At 73.2% G+C, this 24641-nt stretch carries 23 protein-coding genes and 1 pseudogene; 15 read left to right on the forward strand and 9 right to left on the reverse strand.

The annotated features are described in order from the left end of the window. The first annotated feature begins 4 nt into the window (after nucleotides 1-4). The 3 genes from QFZ64_RS04015 (at nucleotide 5) to QFZ64_RS04025 (ending at nucleotide 4160) form a co-directional block, all read left to right on the forward strand. Nucleotides 5-1348: a sugar ABC transporter substrate-binding protein gene (locus QFZ64_RS04015; RefSeq protein WP_307062373.1), complete on the forward strand. Its 1344-nt coding sequence runs from the start codon at nucleotides 5-7 to the stop codon at nucleotides 1346-1348. A 61-nt stretch (nucleotides 1349-1409) separates the two neighbouring features. Further along, the gene (locus QFZ64_RS04020) at nucleotides 1410-2909 is read left to right on the forward strand and encodes a glycoside hydrolase family 36 protein (protein ID WP_307062374.1); all 1500 of its coding nucleotides are present in this window, start codon (nucleotides 1410-1412) and stop codon (nucleotides 2907-2909) included. 90 nt (nucleotides 2910-2999) lie between these two features. Then, nucleotides 3000-4160, forward strand: coding sequence for an ROK family transcriptional regulator (locus QFZ64_RS04025; protein ID WP_307062376.1), 1161 nt, complete (start codon nucleotides 3000-3002; stop codon nucleotides 4158-4160). A 30-nt stretch (nucleotides 4161-4190) separates the two neighbouring features. On the opposite strand, the gene QFZ64_RS04030 is transcribed toward QFZ64_RS04025, so the two are convergent. Next, nucleotides 4191-5837, reverse strand: coding sequence for an FAD-dependent monooxygenase (locus tag QFZ64_RS04030; RefSeq protein ID WP_307062378.1), 1647 nt, complete (start codon nucleotides 5835-5837; stop codon nucleotides 4191-4193). Between the two features lie 309 nt (nucleotides 5838-6146). On the opposite strand from QFZ64_RS04030, the gene QFZ64_RS04035 reads away from it, so the two are divergent. From QFZ64_RS04035 to QFZ64_RS04065, 7 genes are all read left to right on the forward strand, one after another. Then, on the forward strand, nucleotides 6147-7280 hold the full coding sequence (locus tag QFZ64_RS04035) for a SchA/CurD-like domain-containing protein (protein ID WP_307062380.1): 1134 nt from the start codon (nucleotides 6147-6149) through the stop codon (nucleotides 7278-7280). A 53-nt stretch (nucleotides 7281-7333) separates the two neighbouring features. Beyond that, nucleotides 7334-7771: a cupin domain-containing protein gene (locus QFZ64_RS04040; protein WP_307062382.1), complete on the forward strand. Its 438-nt coding sequence runs from the start codon at nucleotides 7334-7336 to the stop codon at nucleotides 7769-7771. After that, nucleotides 7768-9036: a beta-ketoacyl synthase gene (locus tag QFZ64_RS04045; RefSeq protein ID WP_307062384.1), complete on the forward strand. Its 1269-nt coding sequence runs from the start codon at nucleotides 7768-7770 to the stop codon at nucleotides 9034-9036. The genes QFZ64_RS04040 and QFZ64_RS04045 overlap by 4 nt, the downstream gene beginning before the upstream one ends. Beyond that, entirely contained in the window at nucleotides 9033-10283 is a 1251-nt protein-coding gene (locus QFZ64_RS04050) for a beta-ketoacyl synthase N-terminal-like domain-containing protein (protein WP_307062386.1), read from the forward strand. The genes QFZ64_RS04045 and QFZ64_RS04050 overlap by 4 nt, the downstream gene beginning before the upstream one ends. A 14-nt stretch (nucleotides 10284-10297) precedes the next feature. Next, nucleotides 10298-10567 (forward strand): acyl carrier protein, encoded by a 270-nt coding sequence (locus tag QFZ64_RS04055; RefSeq protein WP_307062389.1) that lies wholly within the window; start codon nucleotides 10298-10300, stop codon nucleotides 10565-10567. Nucleotide 10568: 1 nt separating this feature from the next. Further along, entirely contained in the window at nucleotides 10569-11048 is a 480-nt protein-coding gene (locus QFZ64_RS04060) for an SRPBCC family protein (RefSeq protein ID WP_307062391.1), read from the forward strand. A gap of 64 nt (nucleotides 11049-11112) precedes the next feature. Beyond that, the gene (locus QFZ64_RS04065) at nucleotides 11113-11466 is read left to right on the forward strand and encodes a TcmI family type II polyketide cyclase (protein WP_307062394.1); all 354 of its coding nucleotides are present in this window, start codon (nucleotides 11113-11115) and stop codon (nucleotides 11464-11466) included. Nucleotides 11467-11543: 77 nt separating this feature from the next. Here QFZ64_RS04065 and QFZ64_RS04070 read toward each other — a convergent pair whose 3' ends face one another. From QFZ64_RS04070 to QFZ64_RS04085, 4 genes are all read right to left on the reverse strand, one after another. Then, nucleotides 11544-12620, reverse strand: coding sequence for a methyltransferase (locus QFZ64_RS04070; protein ID WP_373430542.1), 1077 nt, complete (start codon nucleotides 12618-12620; stop codon nucleotides 11544-11546). Beyond that, on the reverse strand, nucleotides 12617-13732 hold the full coding sequence (locus QFZ64_RS04075) for a nitrous oxide reductase family maturation protein NosD (protein WP_307062396.1): 1116 nt from the start codon (nucleotides 13730-13732) through the stop codon (nucleotides 12617-12619). Before QFZ64_RS04075 ends, QFZ64_RS04070 begins: the two co-directional genes overlap by 4 nt. A 124-nt stretch (nucleotides 13733-13856) precedes the next feature. Further along, nucleotides 13857-14342 carry a DUF5709 domain-containing protein gene (locus tag QFZ64_RS04080; RefSeq protein ID WP_307062398.1) on the reverse strand — a complete coding sequence of 162 codons (486 nt, stop codon included), beginning with the start codon at nucleotides 14340-14342 and terminating at the stop codon, nucleotides 13857-13859. A gap of 333 nt (nucleotides 14343-14675) precedes the next feature. Continuing rightward, nucleotides 14676-15449, reverse strand: a complete 774-nt coding sequence (locus QFZ64_RS04085; protein WP_307062400.1) for an NPP1 family protein — start codon at nucleotides 15447-15449, stop codon at nucleotides 14676-14678. Between the two features lie 259 nt (nucleotides 15450-15708). Between QFZ64_RS04085 and sthA the strand changes: the two genes are divergently transcribed. The 5 genes and pseudogenes from sthA to tgmB all read left to right on the forward strand — a co-directional run bounded on the left by sthA (nucleotide 15709) and on the right by tgmB (nucleotide 20409). Beyond that, a complete protein-coding gene (gene sthA, locus QFZ64_RS04090; RefSeq protein WP_307062402.1) occupies nucleotides 15709-17112 on the forward strand; it encodes a Si-specific NAD(P)(+) transhydrogenase in 1404 nt (467 codons plus the stop codon). A 22-nt stretch (nucleotides 17113-17134) separates the two neighbouring features. Beyond that, nucleotides 17135-18223: a permease gene (locus QFZ64_RS04095; RefSeq protein WP_373430543.1), complete on the forward strand. Its 1089-nt coding sequence runs from the start codon at nucleotides 17135-17137 to the stop codon at nucleotides 18221-18223. Beyond that, nucleotides 18220-18958: pseudogene (locus QFZ64_RS04100) on the forward strand (TIGR03943 family protein). The gene QFZ64_RS04095 and the pseudogene QFZ64_RS04100 overlap by 4 nt, the downstream one beginning before the upstream one ends. Nucleotides 18959-19209: 251 nt before the next feature. Continuing rightward, the gene (locus QFZ64_RS04105) at nucleotides 19210-19401 is read left to right on the forward strand and encodes a hypothetical protein (protein WP_307062406.1); all 192 of its coding nucleotides are present in this window, start codon (nucleotides 19210-19212) and stop codon (nucleotides 19399-19401) included. A gap of 15 nt (nucleotides 19402-19416) precedes the next feature. Next, on the forward strand, nucleotides 19417-20409 hold the full coding sequence (gene tgmB, locus QFZ64_RS04110; protein WP_307062408.1) for an ATP-grasp ribosomal peptide maturase: 993 nt from the start codon (nucleotides 19417-19419) through the stop codon (nucleotides 20407-20409). On the opposite strand, the gene QFZ64_RS04115 is transcribed toward tgmB, so the two are convergent. The 4 genes from QFZ64_RS04115 to QFZ64_RS04130 form a co-directional block, all read right to left on the reverse strand. Next, a complete protein-coding gene (locus QFZ64_RS04115) occupies nucleotides 20403-21695 on the reverse strand; it encodes an ABC transporter substrate-binding protein (RefSeq protein ID WP_307062411.1) in 1293 nt (430 codons plus the stop codon). The genes tgmB and QFZ64_RS04115 overlap by 7 nt on opposite strands. Further along, on the reverse strand, nucleotides 21692-22798 hold the full coding sequence (locus QFZ64_RS04120; protein ID WP_307071560.1) for a branched-chain amino acid ABC transporter permease: 1107 nt from the start codon (nucleotides 22796-22798) through the stop codon (nucleotides 21692-21694). The genes QFZ64_RS04115 and QFZ64_RS04120 overlap by 4 nt, the downstream gene beginning before the upstream one ends. A gap of 82 nt (nucleotides 22799-22880) precedes the next feature. Next, nucleotides 22881-23777, reverse strand: coding sequence for a branched-chain amino acid ABC transporter permease (locus QFZ64_RS04125; RefSeq protein ID WP_307062413.1), 897 nt, complete (start codon nucleotides 23775-23777; stop codon nucleotides 22881-22883). Then, entirely contained in the window at nucleotides 23774-24574 is an 801-nt protein-coding gene (locus tag QFZ64_RS04130; protein ID WP_307071561.1) for an ABC transporter ATP-binding protein, read from the reverse strand. Before QFZ64_RS04130 ends, QFZ64_RS04125 begins: the two co-directional genes overlap by 4 nt. Nucleotides 24575-24641 lie beyond the last annotated feature (67 nt).

Here is a 24641-nt window from a genome sequence, read left to right on the forward strand (position 1 = left end):
CGACATGCGATCCACCCACCGGCGCGCCGGCGCGGCACTGCTGTGCCTGGCCGCCACCGCGACCTTCGTCTCCTGCGGCAGCTCCGACGAGGGCTCCGGCTCCGCCACGCTCGACTACTGGCTCTGGGACGACAAGCAGCTCCCCGCCTACCAGGAGTGCGCGGACGCCTTCCACAAGGCCAACCCGGACATCACCGTCAAGATCACTCAGACGGCGTGGGCCCAGTACTGGCAGAACCTGACCACCCAGCTCACCTCAGGCGACGCCCCGGACGTGTGGACCAACCAGAGCTCGTACTATCCGCAGTTCGCCACCAGCAACCAGCTCCTGGACCTCGAACCGCTGGCCGAGCGCGACAAGGTGGACCTGTCCGCCTACCAGGACGGCCTGGCCGACGTCTGGACCAAGGACGGCAAGCGCTACGGCCTGCCCAAGGACTGGGACACCATGGCACTCGTCTACAACACCACGATGCTGAAGAAGCAGGGCATCGACAAGGCCCAACTGGACAAGCTCACCTGGAACCCGTCGGACGGTGGCACGCTGGAGCGGGCGATCGCCAAGTCCACCGTCGACAGCGAGGGCCGCGACGGACTCGACCCGGACTTCGACAAGAACCACATCAAGGTCTACGGGTTCCTGCCCGAGTGGGCCGACGGCTCCCAGGGGCAGAACGGCTGGGGCGACCTGGCCGCCGCCAACGGGTTCACCTACCTCGACAAGAACCCCTGGGGCACCCACTACCGCTACGACGACCCGAAGCTCGCCGACACCATCGGCTGGTTCAAGCACCTGATCGACAAGGGGTACGCGCCCCGCTTCGACAAGCAGTCCACGGTCGCCAACTCGGAACTCCTCCTGGCCGGCAAGGGCGCGATCATGGTCACCGGCTCGTGGACCATCTCCACCTTCACCGACCCCAAGGTGAAGGGGAAGTTGGCCTTCGCGCCGCTGCCGGTCGGGCCCGCGGGGCGCAAGAGCGCCATCAACGGGCTCGCCGACTCCATCTGGGCCGGCACCAAGCACCAGGAGCAGGCCTGGAGTTGGGTGAAGTACCTGGGCTCCGCCGACTGCCAGGACCGGGTGGCCGAGCACGCCGTGGTCTTCCCCGCCCTCAAGGAGGCCACCCGCAAGGCGCTGGCCGCGCACAAGGCCAAGGGGCACGACGTCAGCGTGTTCACCGACGTCACGGCGGCGAAGGAGACCTTCCCGCTGCCCGTCACCGAACACGGCACGGAGATCAACCCCCTGGTGCAGGACGCCATCCAGTCCGCCGTCCTCGGCCGGGCCACGCCGCAGAAGGCGCTGAAGGACGTCAACGACAAGGTCAACGCCCTCTTCAAGTAGGCCTCCCGGCAGCCGGCGTCCCGGCTGCCCACTTCCCCCACCGGTTCACGCAAGGAGATCCATGGCCCAGCTCCTCACCCTCGACGCGCGCACCTTCGCCGTCGAACTGGAGGACCACGCTCCGCCGCAGGCCGTCGGCGGCGGCCTGCTGCTGCCCCCGGGACGCGTCGCCGTCCTGCACGGGCTGGGCGACGCCCACTTCTACCGGCACGGACACAACTCCTGGAGCCCCTGCGGCTGGCGCCGCCTCTCGGAGCCGCCGCTGCGCATCGAGAGCGCCGAGCGCCGGCTGACCGCCGACGACACGACGTGGGACGACCCCGCCCGGCACCACTCCTCCGCCGTCGCCGCCCTCCAGGGCGCCGACGGGCGGGTGCTCCTGCTGGGCGCCCTCGGCCTCGACGTCCCGCGGCTCACCGCCGACCGCGACACCCTCGCCGGCTGGTACGAGCACGCCACCGCCCCCTGGTTCCTGGCGTACGGCACCGAGGAGGACGTCTTCGCCGCCTACGCCCGCCACCTCGGCACCCGGCTGGGTCGCTCCACCCGGCGCGCGGGCAACGTGTGGTGCAGCTGGTACGCCTACTACGAGAACATCACCGAGGAACAGCTCACCAAGGACATCACCGCCCTGCGCGGCCTTCCCTTCGACGTCGTCCAGGTCGACGACGGCTGGGAACGGACGGTGGGCGACTGGGAGGCCAACGACAAGTTCCCCTCCGGAATGCGCAGTCTCGCGGAGCGCGTCACCGGCGCTGGGCTGCGCCCGGGGCTGTGGATCGCGCCGTTCATCGTGCTCCCCGGCTCCCGCACCGCCCGCGAGCGTCCCGAACTGCTCCTGCGCGACGACGACGGCCGGCCCGCGGTGGCCGGCCACAACTGGGGCAGCCCCTACTGGGTCCTCGACCTGACCCTGCCCGCGGCCCGGGACCACCTGCGGGAGACCGTCCGCCGCGTCACCCACGAGTGGGGGTACACCTACCTCAAGCTGGACTTCCTCCAGGCCGCCACCACACCGGGGCGGCACGCCGAGCCCATGGGCCGCGAGGAGGTCTTCCGCACCGGGCTGCGGATCATCCGTGAGGAGGCGGGCCCCGACGTCTACCTCCTCGCCAGTGGAGCACCGCTGCTGCCCTCGCTCGGGCTGGCCGACGGGCTGCGCAGCGGCCCCGACGTGGCGCCGCTGTGGGAGCACTACGCCACCCAGGACCCCTCCGACGCCCTGGCCCGCAACGCCGTCGTCAACACGCTGCACCGGCTGTGGCAGTCGCCGTTGCTGGAGGTCGACCCGGACGTCGTGTACTTCCGCAGCCGGCTGAACCTGCTCACCGACCAGCAGCAGGGCCTGCTGCGCGACCTCGCCGACATCTGCGGGTTCCGGGCCGTCTCCGACCCGCCCGGCTGGCTGCGCCCGGACGAACTGGAGGCGATGACAAGGTACTTGCGGGCCCGCCCCGAGATCCGGCGCACCGGTCGCTACCGGTTCCTGCTCGACGGGCGGGAGGTCGACTTCGGGCCGGTCGCGCACCCGGGGCAGGAGCAGCGCTACCCCATCGCCTGATCCGGCACGCGTCCGGCCCTGAACCGGAGTTAGTAAACTGCCTAGCGATATTCAGCGGTGAGTACCGCTACCCACTGCAGGGAGCTGCACATGGTGACGACCGGAACGGATCCGGCCCGGATGCGCGAGATGAACCAGCTGACCGTCGTGTGGGCCCTGCGCGGCAACCCGCCCTCGACGGTCACCGAGCTCGCCGGCCGGACGGGGCTGTCCCGGCCCGCCGTCGACGTGCTGGTGCAGCAGCTCGTGACCGAGGGCTGGGCCGAGGTCGAGGAACCGGGGACCAGCAGTACCGTCGGACGGCCCGCCCGGCGGTACCGCTTCCGCGCCGGCGCCGGACACGTGCTCGGCATCGACGTCGGCGTGCACAAGATCCTCGTCATGCTCAGCGACCTGGAGGGCAGCCCCGTCCAGGCGCTGCGCCGGCCCGCCGATCCGGAGGCCGGCGCCGACGAGCGGCTGGCGACGGTCGACGCGTGCATCGACGAGGTGCTGCGCCGCGCCGGGATGACGGCGGCCGACATCTGGGCGGTCACCGTCGGTGTGACCGGCCCCGTCGACTCCAGCGGCCGCACCTCGTTCTTCACTCCCTTGCCGGGCTGGGACTCGGCGGACCCCGTGGCTCACCTGCGGACCCGCTTCGGCTGCCCCGTCCAGGTCGAGAACGACTGCAAGCTCGCCGCGGTCGCCGAGCGCTGGAAGGGGGTGGCGCAGGACGCCGACGACATCGTGTACATCCTGGCCGGCATCCGCACCGGCGCCGGTCTGATCATCGACGGGACGCTGCGCCGCGGGCACGGCGGGGCGGCGGGAGAGATCGGCGCGCTGAAGGCCGTGCGCTGGCTCGACGCCCCGAGCCACCTCGCCGACTGCCCCGGGGTGCCCGCGTCGGCCGCGCAGGGCGAGGCCGCCGCCTGGGTGTTCCAGGCGGCGCGCACCGGCGACCGGGCCGCGCGGACGGCGGTCCGGCGCTACGCGCGCGACCTCGCCGTGGGCATGGCCGCGCTCACTCTCACACTCGATCCGCAGGTCGTCGTCTTCGGCGGCGGCTTCTCCCGGTCGGCCGACGTGGTCCTGCCGCCGCTGCGGCAGGAGCTCGCCAGGCACTGCCTGCGCCTTCCGGAGCTGCGCACCTCGACGCTGGGCGACGAGAGCGTGGCGCTGGGAGCGCTGCGGCTGGCCCTGGACGAGGTCGACGACCGGCTGCTCAGCGGCCGGCTCGCGGCACCGGCCGCCCCGCGCGTGCAGTGAGGCGGCCCCTCCCCGTGCCGCTCGCCGGGCTCAGCCCAGGTCGAGCAGGAGCGACAGGGTCCGGTGGAGCACGTCCCCGGGCTCCTCGTGGTCCCCGGGCAGGGCCGGGGAGCGCCAGGCCACGAAGCCGTCGGGGCGGACGAGGACCGCGCCCTTCGGGGTGACCCCGTGCGCCTCGGCCCAGTCGCCCTCGGGCTCCAGGTCGGCTCCGGGCGCGGTGCCCAGCCGGTAGGCGCGCAGCGGGATCGACAGGACGGCGGCGACCTTCCGCGCGGCCTCGTGCCAGACGGGCGTGGTGGCGTCGCACAGCAGCACCGGCGTGCGCTCGTACAGGTCGAGCGTCGACAGCCGTTCGGCTCCCCGCCGCAGCCACAGGTGCGGGGCGCGGCTGCCCGGTTCGCCGGTGAGCCGCAGCTCCTCGGGGACGGCGGGGCCGTCGGGCGCGGCACCGACGACGGCGCCGCGCGGGTAGCGGTGGCCGAGGACGACGTTGAGGATGCCGCCGGGCCGCCGGCCGCCGCCGGCCGCCGGGGGCGGTGCGTCGTAGCCGGGGTGGCTGTGTTCGCCGGAGCGGTCGGCGGCGCGGGCGGCGGTCGCCTCGGCGACGGGGCGGCGTTCGGCGTCGTAGCTGTCCAGCAGGCCGGGGCCGGCCCAGCCGTTGAGGACGGCGGCGAGTTTCCAGGCCAGGTTGTGCGCGTCCTGGATGCCGGTGTTGGAGCCGAAGGCGCCGGTGGGTGACATCTCGTGGGCGGAGTCCCCGGCCAGGAAGACACGGCCGGAGCCGTAGGAACGGGCCACCCGCTGGGCGGCGTGCCAGGGTGCCCTGCCGGTGATCTGCACGTCGAGGTCCGGGTCGCCGACGGCGCGGCGGATGTGGTCGGCGCAGCGCTCGTCGGTGAAGGCCTCGAGGCTCTCGCCGCGCTCGGGGTGCCAGGGTGCGTGGAAGACCCACTGGGTGCGGTTGTCGACCGGGAGCAGTGCTCCGTCGGCCTCGGGCGAGGTCAGGTAGCAGACGATGAACCGGCGGTCGCCGACGATCGCGGCCAGGCCCTGGGAGCGGAAGGTGATGCTCACGTTGTGGAACAGGTCGCCGGGGCCCGACCGGGTGATGCCGAGGGATTCGCGGATCGGGCTGCGGGGGCCGTCCGCGGCGATCAGGTACTCGGCGCGGACGGTGGTGTGCTCGCCGGTGTCGCGGCTCTTGACCAGCGCGGTCACCCCGTCCGCGTCCTGCTCGTAGGACATCAGCTCGGTGGCGAACCTGAGGTCGGCGCCGGGAGTCGCGCGGGCGTGCTCCAGCAGGACGGGCTCCAGGTCGTTCTGGCTGCACAGGCACCAGCCGCTGGGACTGAACCGGGCCAGACCGCCGCCGGGGTCGATCTCCCGGAACAGCCACTCGCCGGCGTCACCGACGAGCGCGGGTGCCTGGAGGATGCCGTGGTTGCCGGCGAGGACGGAGGCCGCCTCGCGGACCGCGGGCTCCACGCGGGCGGTCCGGAACAGTTCCATCGTGCGGACGTTGTTGCCGCGGCCCTTGGGGTGGGTGGAGGTGTGCTTGTGCTTCTCGACGAGGAGGTGCGGCACCCCCAGCCGGCCCAGGAAGACCGAGGCCGACAGCCCGACCAGGGAGCCACCGACCACAAGGACCGGCACTTCGGTGTCAGCGCCTTTGCGCATGTCTGCCTTTCCTGTCGGGCGGCCGCGCGGGTGCGCGGCCGCCGTATGTGACGACACGTCCTGCGGGAGTTCCTACGCCCGGCTCGGCCGCGACGACCCCCGCGTCCGGCTCTGCATGCATGCCCCGGCGGGGCGCTCGTCGCGGGGGATTCACTCGGTTGATCGTCCGGAATCGCGCGCGGGCGGCACGCGGAACACGATCGAGCACACAGCCTTCACAACCGCCCCTGCCGTGCGGCCGCCCGCCGGCCTGGCACGGCCGCGGGGCGTGGCACCCACCGCTGCCCCCGAAGAAAGGGTGTTCCTCCGATGACAGCCTCCCCCGCCGTGTCGACGGCTCCGAACCGGGTCAGCACGTCGGCGTTCGACGGCTCCCGGCTGCGGGTCGTGCTGATGCTCGACATCCACGACGGCGCCCAGCAGGAGTTCCTCGCCGCCTACGAGCGCATGTGCGACGCGGTCGCGTCGGTCCCGGGACACCTCAGCGACCAGCTCTGCCAGTCCATCGAGAATCCCTCCCAGTGGCTGATCACCAGCGAGTGGGAGAGCGCCCCGCCGTTCCTGGCCTGGGTCAACAGCGAGGAGCACATCGAGACGGTGAAGCCGCTGCACAGCTGCGTGCGGGACACCCGCTCGATGCGGTACAGCGTGCTGCGCGAGACCACGCACGACGGTTCCGGCATCCGCGTGGAGACCCTGCAGATCACTCCCCGGGTCGGCGACGGCGTGGTGCGGCACGCGCTGACGTTCACCGTCAGGCCGGGCACCGAGACGGAGGTGGCCCGGCATCTGTCGGAGTACGCCTCCCCCAGTCCCCAGGTGGACGAGACAACCCGGCTGCGCCGCACTTCCCTGTTCATGCACGGCAACCGGATCGTCCGGGCGGTGGAGGTGGAGGGCGACCTGATGGCGGCGCTGCGCCACGTGTCGCGCCAGCCGGAGGTGCGGGCGGTGGAGGAGGCCATCAACCCCTACCTGGAGCAGGAACGCGACATGGGCGACCCGCAGTCGGCGCGGATCTTCTTCACCCGTGCCGCGCTGCCCGCCGTCCACCACGTCACCGCCGGGCCGGACGTCGCCTCGGCGCACCGCGAGGGCCTGTTCCTGCCGGCCCGGCCGGGCTGCGGCATGCGGCTCGCGCGGGTGCTGGCGGAGCAGGACGAGCGGGCCGCCGGCGACCCGCGCAGCCCGGTGCTCGGCGCCTCTCTCTACCAGCGCGACGACATCGTCGTCCGTGTCGTGGACGTGGCCGGCGACCCGGACGCCGAGCCGGCGGCCGTGCTGGGTCTGGCCGAGCCGGCGGTCCGGGCGGAGGTGCTCCCATTGCTGGACACCGCCGCGCTCGACGCGCCGCAGACCCTCGGTGACGACCGGGCCCTGGCCGGGCTGCTGGCCCGCGTCCGGATGCGGCCGCTGACCGACCGCACCTCCGAGCCCCGCTGACCAGGGCGTCCGGACCCGTACCCGATCCCTTCCGCGAGACCACGGAGCACCACATGAGCCAACAGCACGTCCGCATCGTCGACCTGAGCGAGACTCCGCACAACACCCGTCGGGGAGGTGACCTGCGCGCCATGCTCACCCCCACGGCGGTGGGCGCGACCAGCGGTTTCATGGGGCTGGCCACCGTGGCGCCGGGGGACCGGATCGGCGAGCACTACCACCCGTACTCCGAGGAGTTCGTGTACGTCGTCGCCGGGGAGCTGGAGGTGGACCTGGACGGCGAGCCGCACCCGCTCCGCCCGGACCAGGGCCTGATGATCCCGGCGTACACGCGTCACCGTTTCCGCAACGTGGGCCGCGCCGAGGCGCGCCTGGTGTTCCACCTGGGCCCGTTGGCGCCGAGCCCGGAGCTGGGCCACGTCGACACCGAGGAGACCCAGGGGGCGGAGGGGGCCGGGGAGCACGAGCGGCCCGTGGGGGCGGCCTCATGAGCCGCCGGGTCGCGGTCACCGGCATAGGCGTCGTCGCCCCCGGCGGGATCGGGGTCCCGGCCTTCTGGGACCTGCTGTCGAACGGGCGCACGGCCACTCGGGACATCACCTTCTTCGACCCGAGCGGTCTGCGGTCCAGGATCGCCGCCGAGTGCGACTTCGACCCGGCCGCGCACGGCCTGGACCCGCGCACCGTCGAACGCAACGACCGCTACGTGCAGTTCGCGCTGGCGGCGAGCGCTGAGGCGGTGCGGGACGCGGGTCTGGACGGGCCGCCGGACGACCCGTGGCGGTTCGGCGTGAGCCTGGGCACCGCGGTGGGCGGCACCACGCGGCTGGAGCACGACTACGTGCTGGTCAGCGAGAAGGGCGCCCGCTGGGACGTCGACCACCGGCAGGCCGAACCGCATCTGCACCGGGCGTTCGCGCCCAGCACGCTGGCCTCCGCGGTGGCCGAGGTGTTCGGGGCGAGGGGCCCGGTGCAGACCGTGTCGACGGGCTGCACCTCCGGCCTTGACGCGGTGGGCTACGCGGTCCAGGCGATTGCCGAGGGCCGGATGGACGCCTGCCTGGCCGGCGCCTCCGACTCGCCGATCTCCCCGATCACCATGGCCTGCTTCGACGCCATCAAGGCCACCTCCCCGAACAACGACGACCCGGCGCACGCCTCCCGCCCCTTCGACGCCGACCGGGACGGCTTCGTGATGGGCGAGGGGTGCGCGGTGCTGGTCCTGGAGGAGCTGGAGTCGGCCCGGGCGCGCGGAGCGGAGGTGTACTGCGAGATCTCCGGCTACGCCACCTACGGCAACGCCTACCACATGACGGGCCTGACCAAGGAGGGCCTGGAGATGTCCCGGGCCATCGACACCGCGCTGGCCCAGGCCCGGCTGGCCCCGGAGGACATCGACTACGTCAACGCGCACGGCTCGGGCACCAAGCAGAACGACCGGCACGAGACCGCGGCCGTGAAGCGCTCGCTGGGCGCGCACGCGTACGCCACCCCGATGAGCTCCATCAAGTCGATGGTGGGTCACTCGCTGGGCGCGATCGGCTCCATCGAGGTCGCCGCGTGCGTGCTGGCCATGGCCCACCAGGTCGTGCCGCCCACGGCGAACTACACCACCCCGGACCCCGAGTGCGACCTGGACTACGTGCCGCGCGAGGCCCGCGAGCGGCGGCTGCGCGGGGTGCTGTCCGTCGGCAGCGGCTTCGGCGGTTTCCAGTCCGCGGTCGTACTGACCCGACCGACCGGGAGGACACCATGACAGCAGGCGACAAGCGGCGCGCCGTCGTCACCGGCATCGGCGTCGTCGCGCCCACGGGCGTCGGCGTCGAGGCGTACTGGAAGGCCACGGCCGAGGGCGCCACCGCGCTCGGTCCCGTCACCCGGGAGGGGTGTGGGCACTTCCCCGTGCGAGTGGCCGGCGAGGTCCGCGGGTTCGACCCGCAGGCGATGGTCGAGGACACCTTCCTGGTGCAGACGGACCGGTTCAGCCACTTCGCGATGGCCGCGGCCCAGATGGCCCTGGCCGACGCCCGGCTGGGCCGCGGCGACCTCACCGACCCGTTCTCGGTCGGTGTGGTCACCGCGGCCGGCTCCGGCGGCGGCGAGTTCGGCCAGCGGGAGCTGCAGAAACTGTGGGCCAACGGGCCCAAGCACGTGGGCCCGTACCAGTCGATCGCCTGGTTCTACGCGGCCAGCACCGGCCAGATCTCCATCCGTGGCGGCTTCAAGGGCCCCTGCGGGGTCGTCGCGAGCGACGAGGCGGGCGGTCTGGACGCGCTGGCGCACGGCGAGCGGGAGGTGCGCCGGGGCACCGACACGCTGATCGTCGGGGCGGCCGAGGCGCCTCTCGCCCCGTACTCGATGGCCTGCCAGCTCGGGTACGCCGAGCTGAGCCGGGAGAGCGACCCCGACCGCGCCTACCGGCCGTTCACGCCCTCCGCCTGCGGTTTCGTGCCCGCCGAGGGCGGTGCGGTGCTGCTCCTGGAGGAGGCGGGCACCGCCCGGGCGCGCGGCGCGGACCTGCGGGCAACGGTGGCCGGGCACGCGGCCACCTTCACCGGGGCCTCCCAGTGGGAGAAGACCCGCGAGGGACTCGCGCACGCCATCGAGGGGGCGCTCGCGCAGTCGGGCTGCCGCCCGGGGGACGTGGACGTGGTGTTCGCCGACGCGCTCGGCACCCCCGAGGCGGACCGGGCGGAGGCGCTGGCGCTGGCCGACGCGCTCGGCCCGCACGCCCGCCGGGTGCCGGTGACCGCCCCCAAGACCGGTACCGGACGGGCCTATTGCGGCTCGGCGGTGCTGGACGTGGCGGCGGCCGTGCTCGCCATGGAGCACGGCCTGGTGCCGCCGACCCCGAACGTCTTCGACGTCTGCCACGACCTGGACCTCGTCGCCGGCCGAGCCCGGCCCGCCGAGCTGCGCACCGCCCTGGTGCTCAGCCGGGGACTGATGGGGTCCAACTCGGCGCTCGTGCTGCGGCACGGCGCCACCGGTTCCGACGAGTGAAGGAGTCAGACAGCATGAGCGAACAGACGACAGTGAAGGTGACCGTGCGGGAGCTGGCGGCGCTGATGAAGCAGACGGCCGGCGTCGCGGTCGACCCCGCCGAGCTGGAGCGCGGCGTGGACTGCGGGTTCGACGCCTTCGGCCTGGACTCCCTGGGCCTGCTGGGCATCGTGGGCGAGCTGGAGAAGCGGTACGGGCTCGCGCTGCCGGAGGACGCCGAGAAGTGCAAGTCTCCGGCGGACTTCCTGAAGATGGTCAACGGCTCGCTCGCGGCGGGGGTGTGACATGGCGGGGCACACCGAGAACGAGGTCACGATCGCGGCGCCGTTCGACCTGGTCTGGGACATGACCAACGACCTGGAGAACTGGACCGACCTGTTCAGCGAGTACGCGGCCGTGGACATCATCGAGCGGGACGGCGACCGGACACGGTTCCGGCTCACCATGCACCCCGACGAGAACGGCACGGTGTGGAGCTGGGTCTCCGAGCGCACCGTTGACCGGGCCGCGCGCACCGTGCGGGCCCGCCGCGTCGAGCCCGGCCCGTTCCAGTTCATGGACATCCGCTGGGAGTACGAGGAGACGCCGGACGGCACCCGCATGCACTGGACGCAGGACTTCGCGATGAAGCCCGAGGCGCCGGTGGACGACGCGGGGATGACCGCCCTGATCAACGGCAACTCCCGGATCCAGCTCGACCTGATCCGTGACCGGATCGAGCGGGCCGCGCGCGAGCGGCAGCCCGCCGCGGTGCGGGCCGAGTGAGACGAGCCGGGTGAGAGGGGCCGGGTGAGACGGCCGAGACCCCCGACGACAGGAGAGGAACCCTGTGCACCACACGATGATCGTCGCGAGGATGAAGCCGGGCGCGGCCCCGGACATCGCGAAGGTGTTCGCCGAGTCCGACCGGGGCGAACTGCCGCACCTGGTGGGCGTGAAGGCCCGCAGCCTGTTCCAGTTCGGTGACGTGTATCTGCACCTCATCGAGAGTGAGCAGGACCCGGGCCCGGCCATCGCCCGGCTCGCCGAGCACCCGGAGTTCCGGGGGATCAGCGAGCGGCTGGAGGCCTACGTCATGCCCTACGACCCCGAGACGTGGCGCGGCCCGAAGGACGCGATGGCCCGGCGGTTCTACCACTGGGACCGTGACGCGGAGCGGGAAGCGGCGGCGGCCACCGGCTGACGGGCCCGCACCACCACCAAGGCCGCCGGCCCCCGCCTCGTGAGGCGGGGGCCGGCGGCCGTCCTGCGGGTCCGGGCTCACCCGGGGACGCGGCACTCGAAGGCGTGCAGGTACGGGGTGACCGGGCGGACGGTGTCGATGACGAGGCCCGCCGCGTCCAGCCGCTCCGTCAGGCTCCGCTCGGTGTGCTTGGCGCCGCCCACGTTGAGCAGGAGCAGCAGGTCCATGGCGCGGGTGAACGGCATGGACGGAGTGTCGTCGACGAGGTTCTCGATCGCCACCACCCGGGCACCGGGCCGGGCCACCGCCCGGATGTTGGCCAGGGTACGGCGGGTGCTGTCGTCGTCCCACTCCAGGACGTTCTTGATGACGTAGACGTCGGCGTGGACGGGGATGTCCTCGCGGCAGTCGCCGCCCACGGTGCGGGCCCGGTCGGCGAGCGCGCCGCCGGGGCGCAGCCGGGCGTCGGCCCGTTCCACCACCTTGGGCAGGTCCAGGAGCACGCCCCGCGCGTCCGGGTACTTCTCCAGCAGGCAGGCCAGTACGTGGCCCTGGCCGCCGCCGATGTCGACGATCGACTCGGCGCCGGTCAGGTCCAGGGCGGCCGCCACGTCCCGCGCGGACTGCTCGCTGGAGCGGGTCATGGCACGGTTGAAGACGGCGGCGGAGGCGGGCGCGTCCTCGTTCAGGTACTGGAAGAAGCCCTTGCCGTAGAGGCCCTCGGCGACGTTGCCGCCGGTGCGGACGGCCTCGTCGAGCAGGGGCCACACCTCCCAGGTCCAGGGTTCGGTGCACCACAGGACGACGTCCCTGAGGCTGTGCTCGTCGTCCTCGCGCAGCAGCAGCGACAGGTCGGTGTGGGCGAAGGTGCCGTCGACGCGTTCGGTGAAGACGTCCTGGCAGGCCAGGGCGCGCAGCAGACGTCGCAGCGGCCCTGGTTCGGCCCTGACGGAGCGGGCCAGTTCCTCGACGGTGGCGGGGGCCGGGCCGAGCGCGTCGGCCACGCCGAGCCGGACGGCGGCGCGCAGGGCGGCGGAGCGGGCGGCGCCGAAGGCCAGTTCGCGCAGCAGCATGGGGGCGGGAGTGCCGGCGCGCGCCGTCCCGGCGCCGGTGTCCGCGGCCGGCGCCGGGGAGTCGGTCCGGGCGGTCGTCATCGGCGGCCTCCCGGGTGCGCCGCGGCGGGCAGGGTGCGGTTGCCGCACAGGGCGGCGGGTTCGGAGGTGCCGCAGGTGTTGCCCCGGAAGGTGTTGGTCTTGGCGGTGTCGCGGTCGGCGAGGTCGGCGGGGCCGTTGTCCTTGAGGGCGTTGTCCTCGATCGTGTTGTTCTGGTTGCGGGCGCCCACCAAGCTCTTGAACAGCACGATGCCGCCCGACATCGGGGAGGCGCCCTTGTTGTCCTCTACGGTGTTGCGGACGACGTGGACCTTCTCGGCGCCGGTCAGGACGATGCCGGAGCCCTGGAGGAACGGCAGCCGTGCGGTGGCGGCGCAGTACTTGTTGTTGTGGTGGACGTGGTTGAGGCGGATGGTGACGTCGCCGACGCGGGGCTTGTTCTCGTCACCGACGACGAACACGCCGGCGCAGTTGGCGGTGACGTCGTTGGCCTCGACCATCACCTCGCGCAGCCGGCGCACGGTGAGGCCGATGCGGTTGCCGACGAGGTCGTTGCCGCGGACCAGGGTGCCGTCGGTGTCGGTGGCGCCGGCCTCGGTGGTGACGGCGTTGGCCAGGAAGATCCCGGCGTCACCGTTGGCGCGTGCGGTGTTGTTGACGAAGCGGCCCCTGGTGGAGCGCTCCTGGGCGATGCCCCAGGTGCCGTTCTTCTCCGCGGTCACGTGGTGCACGACCAACTGGTCGGTGCGGCTGGCCCACACGCCGTTCTCCTTGAACCCGCGTACCGTCAGGTCGCTGATGCGGACACCCTGGAGCGGGTGGGCGGCGGTGCCCTCGACGCAGATGCCGTTGCCCGCGGCGGCGCAGGCGTCGGCCTTGCGCGCCTTGGTGGTGGCCGGGAGGAGGACGGTGCGGTCACCGGCGCCGCGCACGGTGACACCGGACTTCTTGACCTGGATGCTCTCCCGGTAGGTGCCGGGACCGAGGTACACGGTGTCACCGGGCCGGGCGGCGTCGAGGGCCCGTTGGACCGACTCCCCGGCGTCCACTCTGAGGACGGTGCCGGCGGCGTGGGCCGGTGATGCCCAGGCGAGGCCGAGGACGGCGGAGGTGGCGGCGGACAGCGCGAGGACACGCAGGTGAGGTTTGGTCATAGGACGAAGTTATGACCGTTATGACCGATTTCGCCATACAGGCGCGCGTTCGTGTCACCCGTGCGTGCGGCACGGGTCCGCGGGGGTGCTGTCCGCCGGCCGCTGTCCGCCGGCCGGTCCCCGGTCAGCCCCGCCGGTCCTCCGGGAGGACCGCGTCGTCGTCGATCGTGTGCATCGCCGCCTCCTCGGCCCCGGCGGCCCCGCCGTCGATGCCCTCGTCCTCGGCGACGAGTTCCTTCGTGGTGTCCGCGCGGGCGCCCTGGTCGGGGGCGACCAGACGGCCGGAGCGGGCGTCGCCGGCCTCGGGGTCGACGGGCTCGCCGTCGGTGTCGGAGGCGTCGCCGATGCCGTCGCCGGACACGGGGGTCACGTCCGGGACCTCCTGTGCCAGTCGCTCGTCGAGCGTCTCGCCCTCGTGCTGCTCGGCGGCGGTCGTGCCGGTCTTGGTCACACCGAGGGGCTTCTCGGGGGGTGAGTAGCCCTCGTCGAGTGTGTCGTCGTACGTGCGTTCGCCGACGGCGTCCTGCATGTCCAGTGGGGCGGCGTCCTCCTGCTCCTCGTTGGTGCCGGTGGGCTGGTAGACGTCGTCTCCCATGCGGTCGGCGGCCATCGGGGCGCCTCCTCTCCGGGGGTGGTCCGTACGGTGCGTACGGGTCGCTGTGACCCGTGTTTCCGTGATCGGGGCCGGTAACCCTCCGGGGGTTGCCCGGCCGTTCTCGCGCCCCCGCCACCCCTTCCCGTCCCGGCCCCGGGGGGGGCTCCGCCCCCGGACCCCCGAAAGGTCGTGCGGTTCCCCGCGCCCCTGATCAGGGGCACGGGGCCGTGCCGGCACGCGGCTCCGCCGCGTGGGCGCGAGCAGCCCCACCCACCCCCACGTCCAAGGTCCAAGGTCCAAGGGGCAGCGCCCCTCGAGGGGCGAGAAAAAGGCTCGCGACCCCGACGCTCAGGCGTTGGGGTCGAACGGTACGCCCGCCGGGAGCGCCTTCTGCAGGTGGGACGCGAAACTGTCGTCCCGCAGGCCGAAGTGCGCGCTGCCGAAGTCCGCCTGGCTCAGCTTGTCCCGCAGCCCCGGCGGGTACCCCTCCCACCCCACGAGCGGCGGGTACTGCCACGTGTGCTGATGATTCTCCGGCGGCTCGTCGCCCGCCGTGGCGGGCCGGAAGCAGTGGGTGCCGATCCCGTCCTTGTGGTAGACGACCTTCGGATGCGTCCCCTCCCAGCGGATCTGGTCGGCGGCGTAGACATCGAAGTTCCCGTGCGCGGAGGTCGCCACGTACTTCGCCGTGCCGTCCTGCACCCACACCACCACGTGCTCCCAGTCGTGCCGGTGCCCGCCGAGCTCGATGCCCGGAAGCGCCTGGTCCTTCTCGAAGTAGCTCCCGTAGAGGATCGCGCACCAGCCGCTGTCGCACTTCTCGCGCGAGTAACCGTTGGTGTTCTCCAGGTCGGAGGCGTCGCGGCAGTTCCCGTTGAGGGCGCCGGTCGGCTTCAGACCGGGGTTGAGGGTACCGTCGGGGCCGATGGCGGGGGTGGCGTAGCAGCCGTCGGTGTCGTAGTCGTAGGCCGGCTGGAAGGTCCGCTCCAGGGTGTCCGCGTTCGCGGGCAGCGCGGTGGGCGGGGCGGCGAACGCGACGCCGGACGCCGCCACGACGAGCGTGACGGCGGCGCCGAGGGTGAGGGTTGCTCTGCGGATCCGGATGCGCGAGCGGGTCTTCACGTAGTCCTCCTGGGAGCCACGGGGCCACTGCGTGGCCTGGGCGACGACCGGGGTACGGGTGCGGGACGCACGGCATGAGCCGGGCAAGGATTGACATGCCCAAGTCACTCTGCCCGTACGCGCGGAACGCTGGACGGGGCGCGGAGTGACGCCCCGGTGAAACGTCGGAGAACGGCGCGCCCGGTGCGCGCCCCGGGCGCGGCAGCGCCCTCGCCCCCACCCCCTTCCGGGAGTTGGTCCCGGCTGACAGACTTCACAGGTGTTCGACTACGACATGATCGTCATCGGATCCGGCCCCGGCGGCCAGAAGGCCGCCATCGCCGCGGCCAAGCTCGGCCGCACGGTCGCCGTGATCGACCGCCCCGACCGGCTCGGCGGGGTCTCCCTGCACACCGGCACCATCCCCTCCAAGACCCTGCGCGAGGCCGTCCTCTACCTCACCGGTCTCACCCAGCGCGATCTGTACGGCCAGAGCTACCGGCTCAAGGAGAACATCACCGTCGCCGACCTGACCGCCCGCACCGAGCACGTCGTGGGCCGCGAGGTCGACGTCATCCGCAGCCAGTTGACCCGCAACCACGTCGCGCTGCTGAGCGGTACCGCCCGGTTCGAGGACGAGCACACCCTCGCCCTTCAGGAGCCGGACGGCGACGGGCGGACGCTCAGCGCCGAGCACATCGTCATCGCCACCGGCACCCGCCCGGCCCGCCCGGCGAGCGTCGAGTTCGACGGGCGGACCATCCTGGACTCCGACAACGTGCTGCACCTGGAGCGGGTGCCGCGGTCCATGGTCATCGTCGGCGCGGGCGTCATCGGCATGGAGTACGCCTCCATGTTCGCCGCGCTCGGCAGCAAAATCACCGTCGTCGAACAGCGGCCGGGAATGCTCGACTTCTGCGACGCGGAGGTCGTGGAGTCGCTCAAGTACCACCTGCGGGACCTCGCGGTCACCTTCCGGTTCGGGGAGACGGTGAGCGCGGTCGAGCGGCACCCGGGCGGCACGCTCACGGTGCTGGCGAGCGGCAAGAAGATCCCCGCCGACGCGGTGATGTACTCCGCGGGCCGGCAGGGCCTGACCGACGAACTGGCCCTGGAGAAGGCGGGGCTGACCGCCGACAGGCGCGGCCGGATCACCGTCGACGAGCACTACCGCACCTCGGTCCCGCACATCTACGCCGTCGGGGACGTCATCGGATTTCCGGCGCTCGCGGCGACCTCCATGGAACAGGGCCGGGCGGCGGCGTACCACGCCTGCGGGGAGCCGGTGCATCCGATGCACGACCTGCAGCCCATCGGCATCTACACCATCCCCGAGATCAGCTTCATCGGGCGCACCGAGGCCCGGCTGACCGAGGAATGCGTGCCGTTCGAGGTCGGGATGTCCCGCTACCGGGAGCTGGCCCGGGGGCAGATCATCGGCGACTCGCACGGCATGCTGAAGCTGCTCGTCTCCCCGCAGGACCGCAAGCTGCTCGGGGTGCACTGCTTCGGCACCGGTGCGACCGAGCTCATCCACATCGGGCAGACCGTGATGGGCTGCGGCGGCACGGTGGACTATCTCGTCGACGCGGTGTTCAACTACCCGACGCTCGCCGAGTCGTACAAGGTGGCCGCGCTGGACGCGACCAACCGGATCCGGCAGATCGACCGCCTGGAGGGCTGAGCGCCGAGCGCCCCGGCGACGTATGGGAGGGTGCGGGCAGGGTGCCCGCACCCCGCCCGCCGTCCCGCCCGCCGGAGGTACCGCGTCCGTGACCACCCTCGACCCCACCGCCCCGCCCCGGTCCGGGCGGCGCGACGCGGAGGAACCGCCGCCGGACGCGCGGGGCCCGCGGCTCGACTCCTCGCTCGGCCTGGCCCTGCTGCTGTTGCCGGCGGTCGTGCTCCAGGGGCCGATCCGGCGGGCGCTGGGCGCGCCGGTGATGCAGAGCTGGATGACCGTGTTCGTGGCGGTGGTGGTCCAGGCCCTGCCCTTCCTCGTCCTCGGGGTGCTGCTGTCGGCCGCGCTCGCCGTGTTCGTCCCACCGTCGTTCTTCGCCCGCGCGCTGCCGTCCCGGCCGGCCCTCGCGGTGCCGGTGGCCGGGATGGCCGGGGCGGTGCTGCCCGGCTGCGAGTGTGCCTCCGTGCCGGTGGCCGGGGCGCTGGTACGGCGCGGGGTGGCGCCGTCGGCGGCGCTGGCGTTCCTGCTGTCGGCGCCCGCCATCAACCCGATCGTGCTGACCGCCACGGCCGTCGCCTTTCCCGGCCACCCGGAGATGGTGGCCGCGCGGTTCGGGGCGAGTCTGCTGGTGGCGTGCGCGATGGGCTGGCTGTGGCAGCGGCTGGGCCGCGCCGACTGGCTGCGCCTGCCCCACCCCCCGGCCGGTGGCCGGAGCAAGGGTGAGGCGTTCTGGGACTCGGTGCGGCACGACGTGATGCACGCCGGAGGTTTCCTGGTGCTGGGGGCGACGGCCGCCGCGACCCTGAAGTCGATGGTCCCGGCCGCGTGGCTGCGGGACGCGGCCGGCAACCCCGCGGTGGCGGTACTGGCGCTGGCCGCGCTGGCGGTGCTGCTGTCGATCTGCTCGGAGGCGGACGCCTTCGTGGCCTCCTCGCTGTCCCAGTTCTCGCTCACCGCGCGGCTGGTGTTCCTGGTCGTCGGGCCGATGATCGACCTGAAGCTGTTCGCCATGCAGGCGGGCACGTTCGGCCGCGGGTTCGCACTGCGGTTCGCGCCGGCGACGCTCGTGCTGGCCGTGGTCGTGCCGACGGCGGTGGGGACGGTGATCTGGTGAACCGGCACGCGCAGGCGGTCGTCCTGTTCCTGACCGGCACGGCCCTGTTGCACGCCGGGCTGACCGATCTGTATCTGCGGTACGTCAAGGCCGGGCTGCGCCCGCTGCTGCTGGCGGCCGGTGCCGTCCTGATCGTCACCTCGGCGGCCACCGTCTGGTACGACCTGCGGCGGGCCCGGGCCGCCCGCCGGGGCCGCGCGGAGGAGCGGGGAGGCGGGGCACGTCCACCGCGAACCCCGGGTCTCCTGGCTGCTGGTGCTGCCGCTGCTCGCCCTGATCCTGGTCGCGCCGCCCGCCCTCGGCTCCTACAGCGCGATGCGCACCGGTACGGCCCTGCAGGCCCCGTTCGGCTATGCTCCGCTGCCCGCCAAGAACCCGGTCCCGCTCGACCTGGTCGACTACGCGGGCCGGGCGGCGTACGGGCACGGGCGCACCCTGGGCGACCGGAAGGTCCGGATCACCGGATTCGTCGCGCTCGACGGCGCCGGACGGCCGTATCTCGTGCGGATGGCGCTGAGTTGCTGCGCCGCCGACGCGCAGCCGGTGAAGGTCGGACTGAGCGGGCGGGTGCCTCCCGTGCTGCAGCCCGACAGTTGGCTGACTGTGGTCGGGACCTATACGCCGAGGCACATCGAGGACCCCGTGAACGGCCGGACCATCCCCTATCTCGACGTGAGCCTCGCCACAGTGGTGCCGGTACCGCACGATCCGTACGACGAGAGCTGGAACACCTGAAAAGGCGTCTCCTCGACGTCCTTCCCACGTCCCGCCCCTGTTCCACGCGCGCTCCGGGGGCGCCTCGGGCGCCTCTGGGACCCCCCTGGGACGAGTCCCGCCCCAACTGCCCCAATGGTTACGGAGCGTGAGGCAACCATTCACTCGTTCGATTCGTATATCCACGTGGAAGCGGCGCGGGGCCCCCGGTCACGGGGGGCATCCGGAGCACCACCGACCGCTTCTCCGAGGTTCTCGAGCGAGGAGAAACGATGCAGTTGTTCGCCCTCAACTATGCCGTCCCTGTGAAAGAGTTCGAGGTCAGCGCTCCGTACATCTACGACTCCGCACTGCAGTTGAACCTCTTGGCCAACGGCCGCATCGCAGCCCACGACGCCGCGCTGATGCGCGAACTGGGCGCGACCACCTCGACGGCCGGGTCCAAGACCCACTTCGACGACTGAACACGGGGCGCGACGATGACGGTGCTGATCCTCACCGGCGAGGAGGACGTGACGGCGGATCTGGTGGTGGCCCAGCTCCACGCCCTGGGCGCCCCGGTGGTCCGGCTCGATCCCGCCGACCTGCCGGGAGCGGTGTCCCTCTCCGGCGAGTACGTGCACGGCGGCTTCCGCGGCCATCTCTCCGCCGGCGGCAGACTGGTGAGCATGGACGGGCTGAGATCCGTCTGGGTGCGCAGACCGGGCACGCCCGGTACCCGCGCCGGTTGGCCGTCCGACTGGCTGAGCGAGGAGTCCGGGCAAGCCCTGTACGGCATGCTGCGCAGCGCGGACGTCCGCTGGATGAATCACCCGGACGCGGCCCGGCGCGCCCGGTACAAGCCCTGGCAGCTACGGCTGGCCCAGCGCGGCGGACTGCCGGTGCCGGCCACGCTGATCACGACGTTCCCGCAGGCCGCGCGTGACTTCGCCGCCCGCTACCCGGACCTGGTCGTCAAGCCGGTGTCGGGCACGCATCCGCAGCATCCGCCCCGCGCGGTGCCGACCAGCAGGGTCGCCCCGGGCACGGACTTCGCGGCGGTCGCCCACGGGCCGACGCTGCTGCAGCGCCGCGTACCCAAGCGTGCCGACATCCGACTGACCGCCGTCGGCGGCCGGTTGCTCGCCGCCCGCAAGGAGGTCCCCTCCGACGCCGACCCGGACGAGGTCGACGTCCGCTTCACCCGGACCGACACGCCCTGGAATCCGGTGGACACACCGCCGAGGGTCGCCGGGGCCGTGCGCGCCTATCTGCGGGAGGCGGAACTGGCCTACGGGGCCTTCGACTTCGCCGAGGACACCGACGGTATCTGGTGGTTCCTGGAGTGCAACCAGTCGGGCCAGTTCGGCTTCGTCGAGGCGGAGACGGAGCAGCCGATCGCCCGCACGGTGGCCCGGTGGCTGGCCTGTCAGGAGGACGCCGAGCCGGACGCCGGGGGCGGCGGGTCCACCGCCCCCCGCGTCGCTCAGTGACGGGAGGCCAGATACGCCCGCACGTCCGGTGCCTCGTGCGCGTCCTCCTCGTTCACCAGACCGCCCACCGCGTTCGGGTCCGGCTTGAGCACATACGTCTTCAGGCTCGCCGGTAGCGCCTTGTCCGAGAAGTCCTGCGGCGTGCCGAGCCCGGTGTCGAGGTTCTTCTGCGTGCGGTGTGCCGCGACCACGTCCGCCCGGTCCAGGCTGCCCTTCCGGCATGCCTTCTTCAGGTCCGCGCCCATGAGCTGGGCCGCGTTGTACCCGGAGAGCACGCCCGAGTCGACGACGGCACCCGGGTACTTCTTCCCGTACGCCGCGACCATGCGCTTCACCCCCGGGATGTCGGCGCTGACCGCGGGGGCCGCGCCGACCACGTGCAGCATCCCTTCGAGCGCCTTCGCGGCGGGGGTCTTGAGGAGTTGGGGCGCGAAGCCGGGGGCACTGCTGACGATCGGCACCTTCAGGCCGCGGGCGGCGGCGACCCCCGCGAGGGAGGCGGTCTGGGCGGGGCCCGCGCTGATCAGCAGGGCCTTGACACCCTCCTTGCGCAGGGCGGTGACCTGGGCGGACAGATCGGTGTCGGTGGCCTTGACCTTCTGCCCGACCACCTTCATGCCGGCCCGCTCCGCCGCCCAGGTGGAGCCCTCCAGGGCGTTGGCGCCGTAGTCGCCCTCGAAGTAGACGTGACCGAGGGTGTCGCCCTTGCCGAGCTTCTTCGCGCGGGTGAGGTAGTCGACGGCGGCGAGCATGTCGACGTCGTAGGTGGTGCCCACGACCTGCACGGCGTCCTTGCCGAGCAGGGCGGCGGACCAGGCCTGCGGGAAGGTGAGCATGTGGTCGCGCTGGAGGTCGTCGAGGAGGGCGGCGACCACCGGTGAGCCGACCACCTGCGGCAGCGCCACCACGTTCGTGGAGAGATCGGCGTAGGCGCTGACGGCCTTCTGCACGTCGTAGCCGTGGTCCTTGACGGTGATGCGGATGTCTCGGCCGCAGATCCCGCCGTCGGCGTTGGTCTCGTCGGCCCACAACTGCTGGGCCTGCACGATGCTCTTGCCGAGCGTGGCGTAGGGGCCGGACAGGTCGGTCAAGGCGCCGAGCCGGATGACACCGTCGCTGACGCCGGGTCCGGTGCGGACGCCGTCGGCGCCGTCGGCGCCCGGGGAACCTTCCGACTTGGAGCTGCACGCGGCGCCGGCCAGCAGGACGGCCGTCAGGGCGGCGGCGAGGACGGGACGGCGGACGCGGCGGGCGTGCGGCGGGCGCCGGGTGGACGGGACGTTCACGAGGTGGGCTCCTTGGTTCGGGCGGCGGAGGCCGTCGGGTGGGGTGGCGGCGGGCCGGTGTCCTCGGGGGCACGCCGGGGCCGGCGGGGGCGGAGCCGGGCGGCGGCGCGGCGCAGGCGGGCCGCCGATCCGTGCAGTCCCTCGGGGGCGTGGAGCAGGACGAGGACGACGGCGGCGCCGTAGAGGTAGCGGGAGGCCTCGGTGGGACCGACGGCCCCCTCCGTGCCGCCGGGGGTGGCGACGAACGGGATGTGGTCGGCGTACCGGGCCATCAGCGGCGGCAGCGCGGTCACGAAGCAGGCCCCGGCGGCGGCGCCGGCCACCGAGCCGAGGCCACCGATGACGATCATGGCGAGGTAGTCGACGGAGAGCGCGAGCCCGAAGTAGTCGGGCACGACCCGGCGGAAGGCGAGGGCGAGCAGCACCCCGGCGAGGCCCGCGTACATGGAGGAGACGACGAAGGCCGCCGAGCGGTGGCGGGCGACGGCCACGCCGAGCACCGCCGCCGCCCGCTCGCTGTCACGCAGCGCCGCCAGCGCCCGGCCCGGACGGCCGCGCAGCAGGTTGCGCGCGGTCCACCAGGAGCCGGCGAACAGTACGAGCCCCAGGTACCACAGCCGCTCCTCCGCGCCGAACGGCACGCCGAGGACGACGAGTTCGGGATCGTAGGCGGTGAAGGCGAACCCGCCGACGGCCATCGGCGGCACCGAGCGGCCGTTGAAGCCGCCGGTGACGGTGTCGGCGGCGAGCAGCAGATGGTGGCCGAGGAAGACCAGCGCGAGGGTGGCGACGCCGAGGTAGATGCCGCGCACCCGGCCGGCCACGGGGCTGAACAGCAGCCCGGCCAGCCCGGTGAGCGCGACGGCGAGGACGAGGGCGAGCGGCGGCGGCAGCCCGGGGCCGGGTTCGCCGGCCAGCCAGACGTAGCCGTAGGCGCCGACAGCGAGGAAGAAGGCGTGGCCCAGGGAGAGCTGGCCCGCGGTGCCGGTGAGCAGGGACAGGCCGACGGCGCCGATGGCGGCCGCCATGCAGAACAGCCCGGTGCGCAGCCAGAAGGCGTCCAGGTAGAAGGGGACCGCGCAGAGCAGCAGGGGCACGGCCACGAGGAGGACGGTGCGGGGCGGCGGCGGGCGGTGTCCCGCCCGGCGTCCCCCCGCCGTGGAGGGCCGGGCGGGCCCGGAGGGTTCAGACACGGACGGCTCCCTTCCCGCCGAACAGTCCGGTGGGCCGCACCAGGAGGACGACGACCATCACCGCGTACGGCGCCACGCCGGCGAACCCCTCGCCGAGCACGTGCAGTTGGGTCTGGTAGCCGGCGACGAGTGCCTCGGTCAGTCCGATCAGGGCGCTGCCCGCGAGGGCGCCGCCCGGGGAGGCCATGCCGCCGAGGACCGCGGCCGGGAACGCCTTCAGCGCGATCTCTCCGGTGGTGCGCTCCAGTCCCGGTGCCGGGAACGCGGCGAGGAAGACGGCGGCGAGCGCGGCGAGCGCCCCGGCCAGACACCAGGCGAGGGTGCGGACGCGGGCGAGCCGGATGCCCATGAGCGAGGCCGCCTCCATGTCCTCGGCCGCCGCGCGCAGCGACAGCCCCCAGGGGGTGAACCGGAACAGTGCGAACACCGCGCCGATGACGAGCGCCGACACCGCGAGGGCGGCGAGCCGGCTGTCGGCGACGGTGACCGGGCCGAGGGTGGTGACCGCGTCGCCCCAGGGGTCGCCGAGGGAGAGCAGGTCGCCGCCGATGCGCCGGGTCAGCTCGGTGGCGAGCAGGATGTCGACGCCGAGGGTGGCGATGGTGCGCACATGGGCGGTGTGCGGGTCGGCGCCGTCCTGGCGCGGCAGCAGCCGGTCGACGGTGCCGGCCGCCGCCGCGGTCGCGAGGACGGCGACGGCGAGGGCGCCGGCGAAGCCGAGGGAGGGGTGCAGCACGGCGGTGAGGTAGCCGCCGAGCAACAGCAGTGAGCCGTGGGCGAAGTCGAGGACGCCGGAGGCCTTGAAGACGATGACGAAGCCGAGGGCGATGAGTGCGTAGACGGCGCCCAGGGCGAGTCCGCCGAGCGCGATGTCGAGCAGGTCAGTCATGCCGCGTCCTCCCCGGTGCCGCCCCGGCCTCCCCGGCTTCCTGGGCCTCCTGGGCCGCCGGTTCCGAGGTAGGCGCGGAGCACCTCGGGGTGGCGGCGGACCTCGTCGGGGGTGCCGTGGGTCAGCACCCGGCCGAAGTCGAGGACGGTGACCTCGTCGGCGAGCCGCATCACCAGGCCCATGTCGTGCTCGACGAGCAGGACGGACAGGCCGAGCGCCTCCCGGACGCCCGCGACGACGTCGGCGGTGCGGGCCCGTTCGGCGGAGTTCATGCCGGCCACCGGTTCGTCCAGGAGCAGCACGCGGGGCTCCAGGCACAGGGCGCGGGCGAGTTCGACGCGTTTGCGGTCGCCGTAGGAGAGGTGGGCGACGGGCGCGTCGAAGTGCGGTCCGAGGCCCACGAGTTCGGCGAGTTCGCGGGCCCGCTCCCGGTGCGCGCGCTCCTCGCGCAGGGCCGACGGCAGCCGCAGCGCGGTGGCGGCGTACCCGGCGCGGGACAGCGCGTGCCGGCCGAGCAGGAGGTTGTCGGCGACGGTGGTCCCGGTGGTGACGAGGTTCTGGAACGTGCGGGCCAGCCCGAGGGCGGCGATGCGGTGCGGGGTGAGCCGGGTCAGCTCCGTGTCGCCGAGGAGCACCTGCCCGGCGGCCGGACGGCACAGTCCGGACAGGACGTCGAAACAGGTCGACTTCCCGGCGCCGTTGGGCCCGATGAGCGCGTGCACGGTGCCCGGCGCGACGGTGAGAGACACCTCGTCGAGCGCGGTCAGCCCGGCGAACCGGACGGTGACGTCGCGGATGCGGAGCGGCGGAGGGGGCCCTGGTGTCCTTGGGGTTCGGGAAGGTGTGGGCGACGTTCGGGGCGCG

The sequence above is a fragment of the Streptomyces sp. B3I8 genome, from assembly GCF_030816915.1.
In the GTDB taxonomy this organism is placed as follows: domain Bacteria; phylum Actinomycetota; class Actinomycetes; order Streptomycetales; family Streptomycetaceae; genus Streptomyces.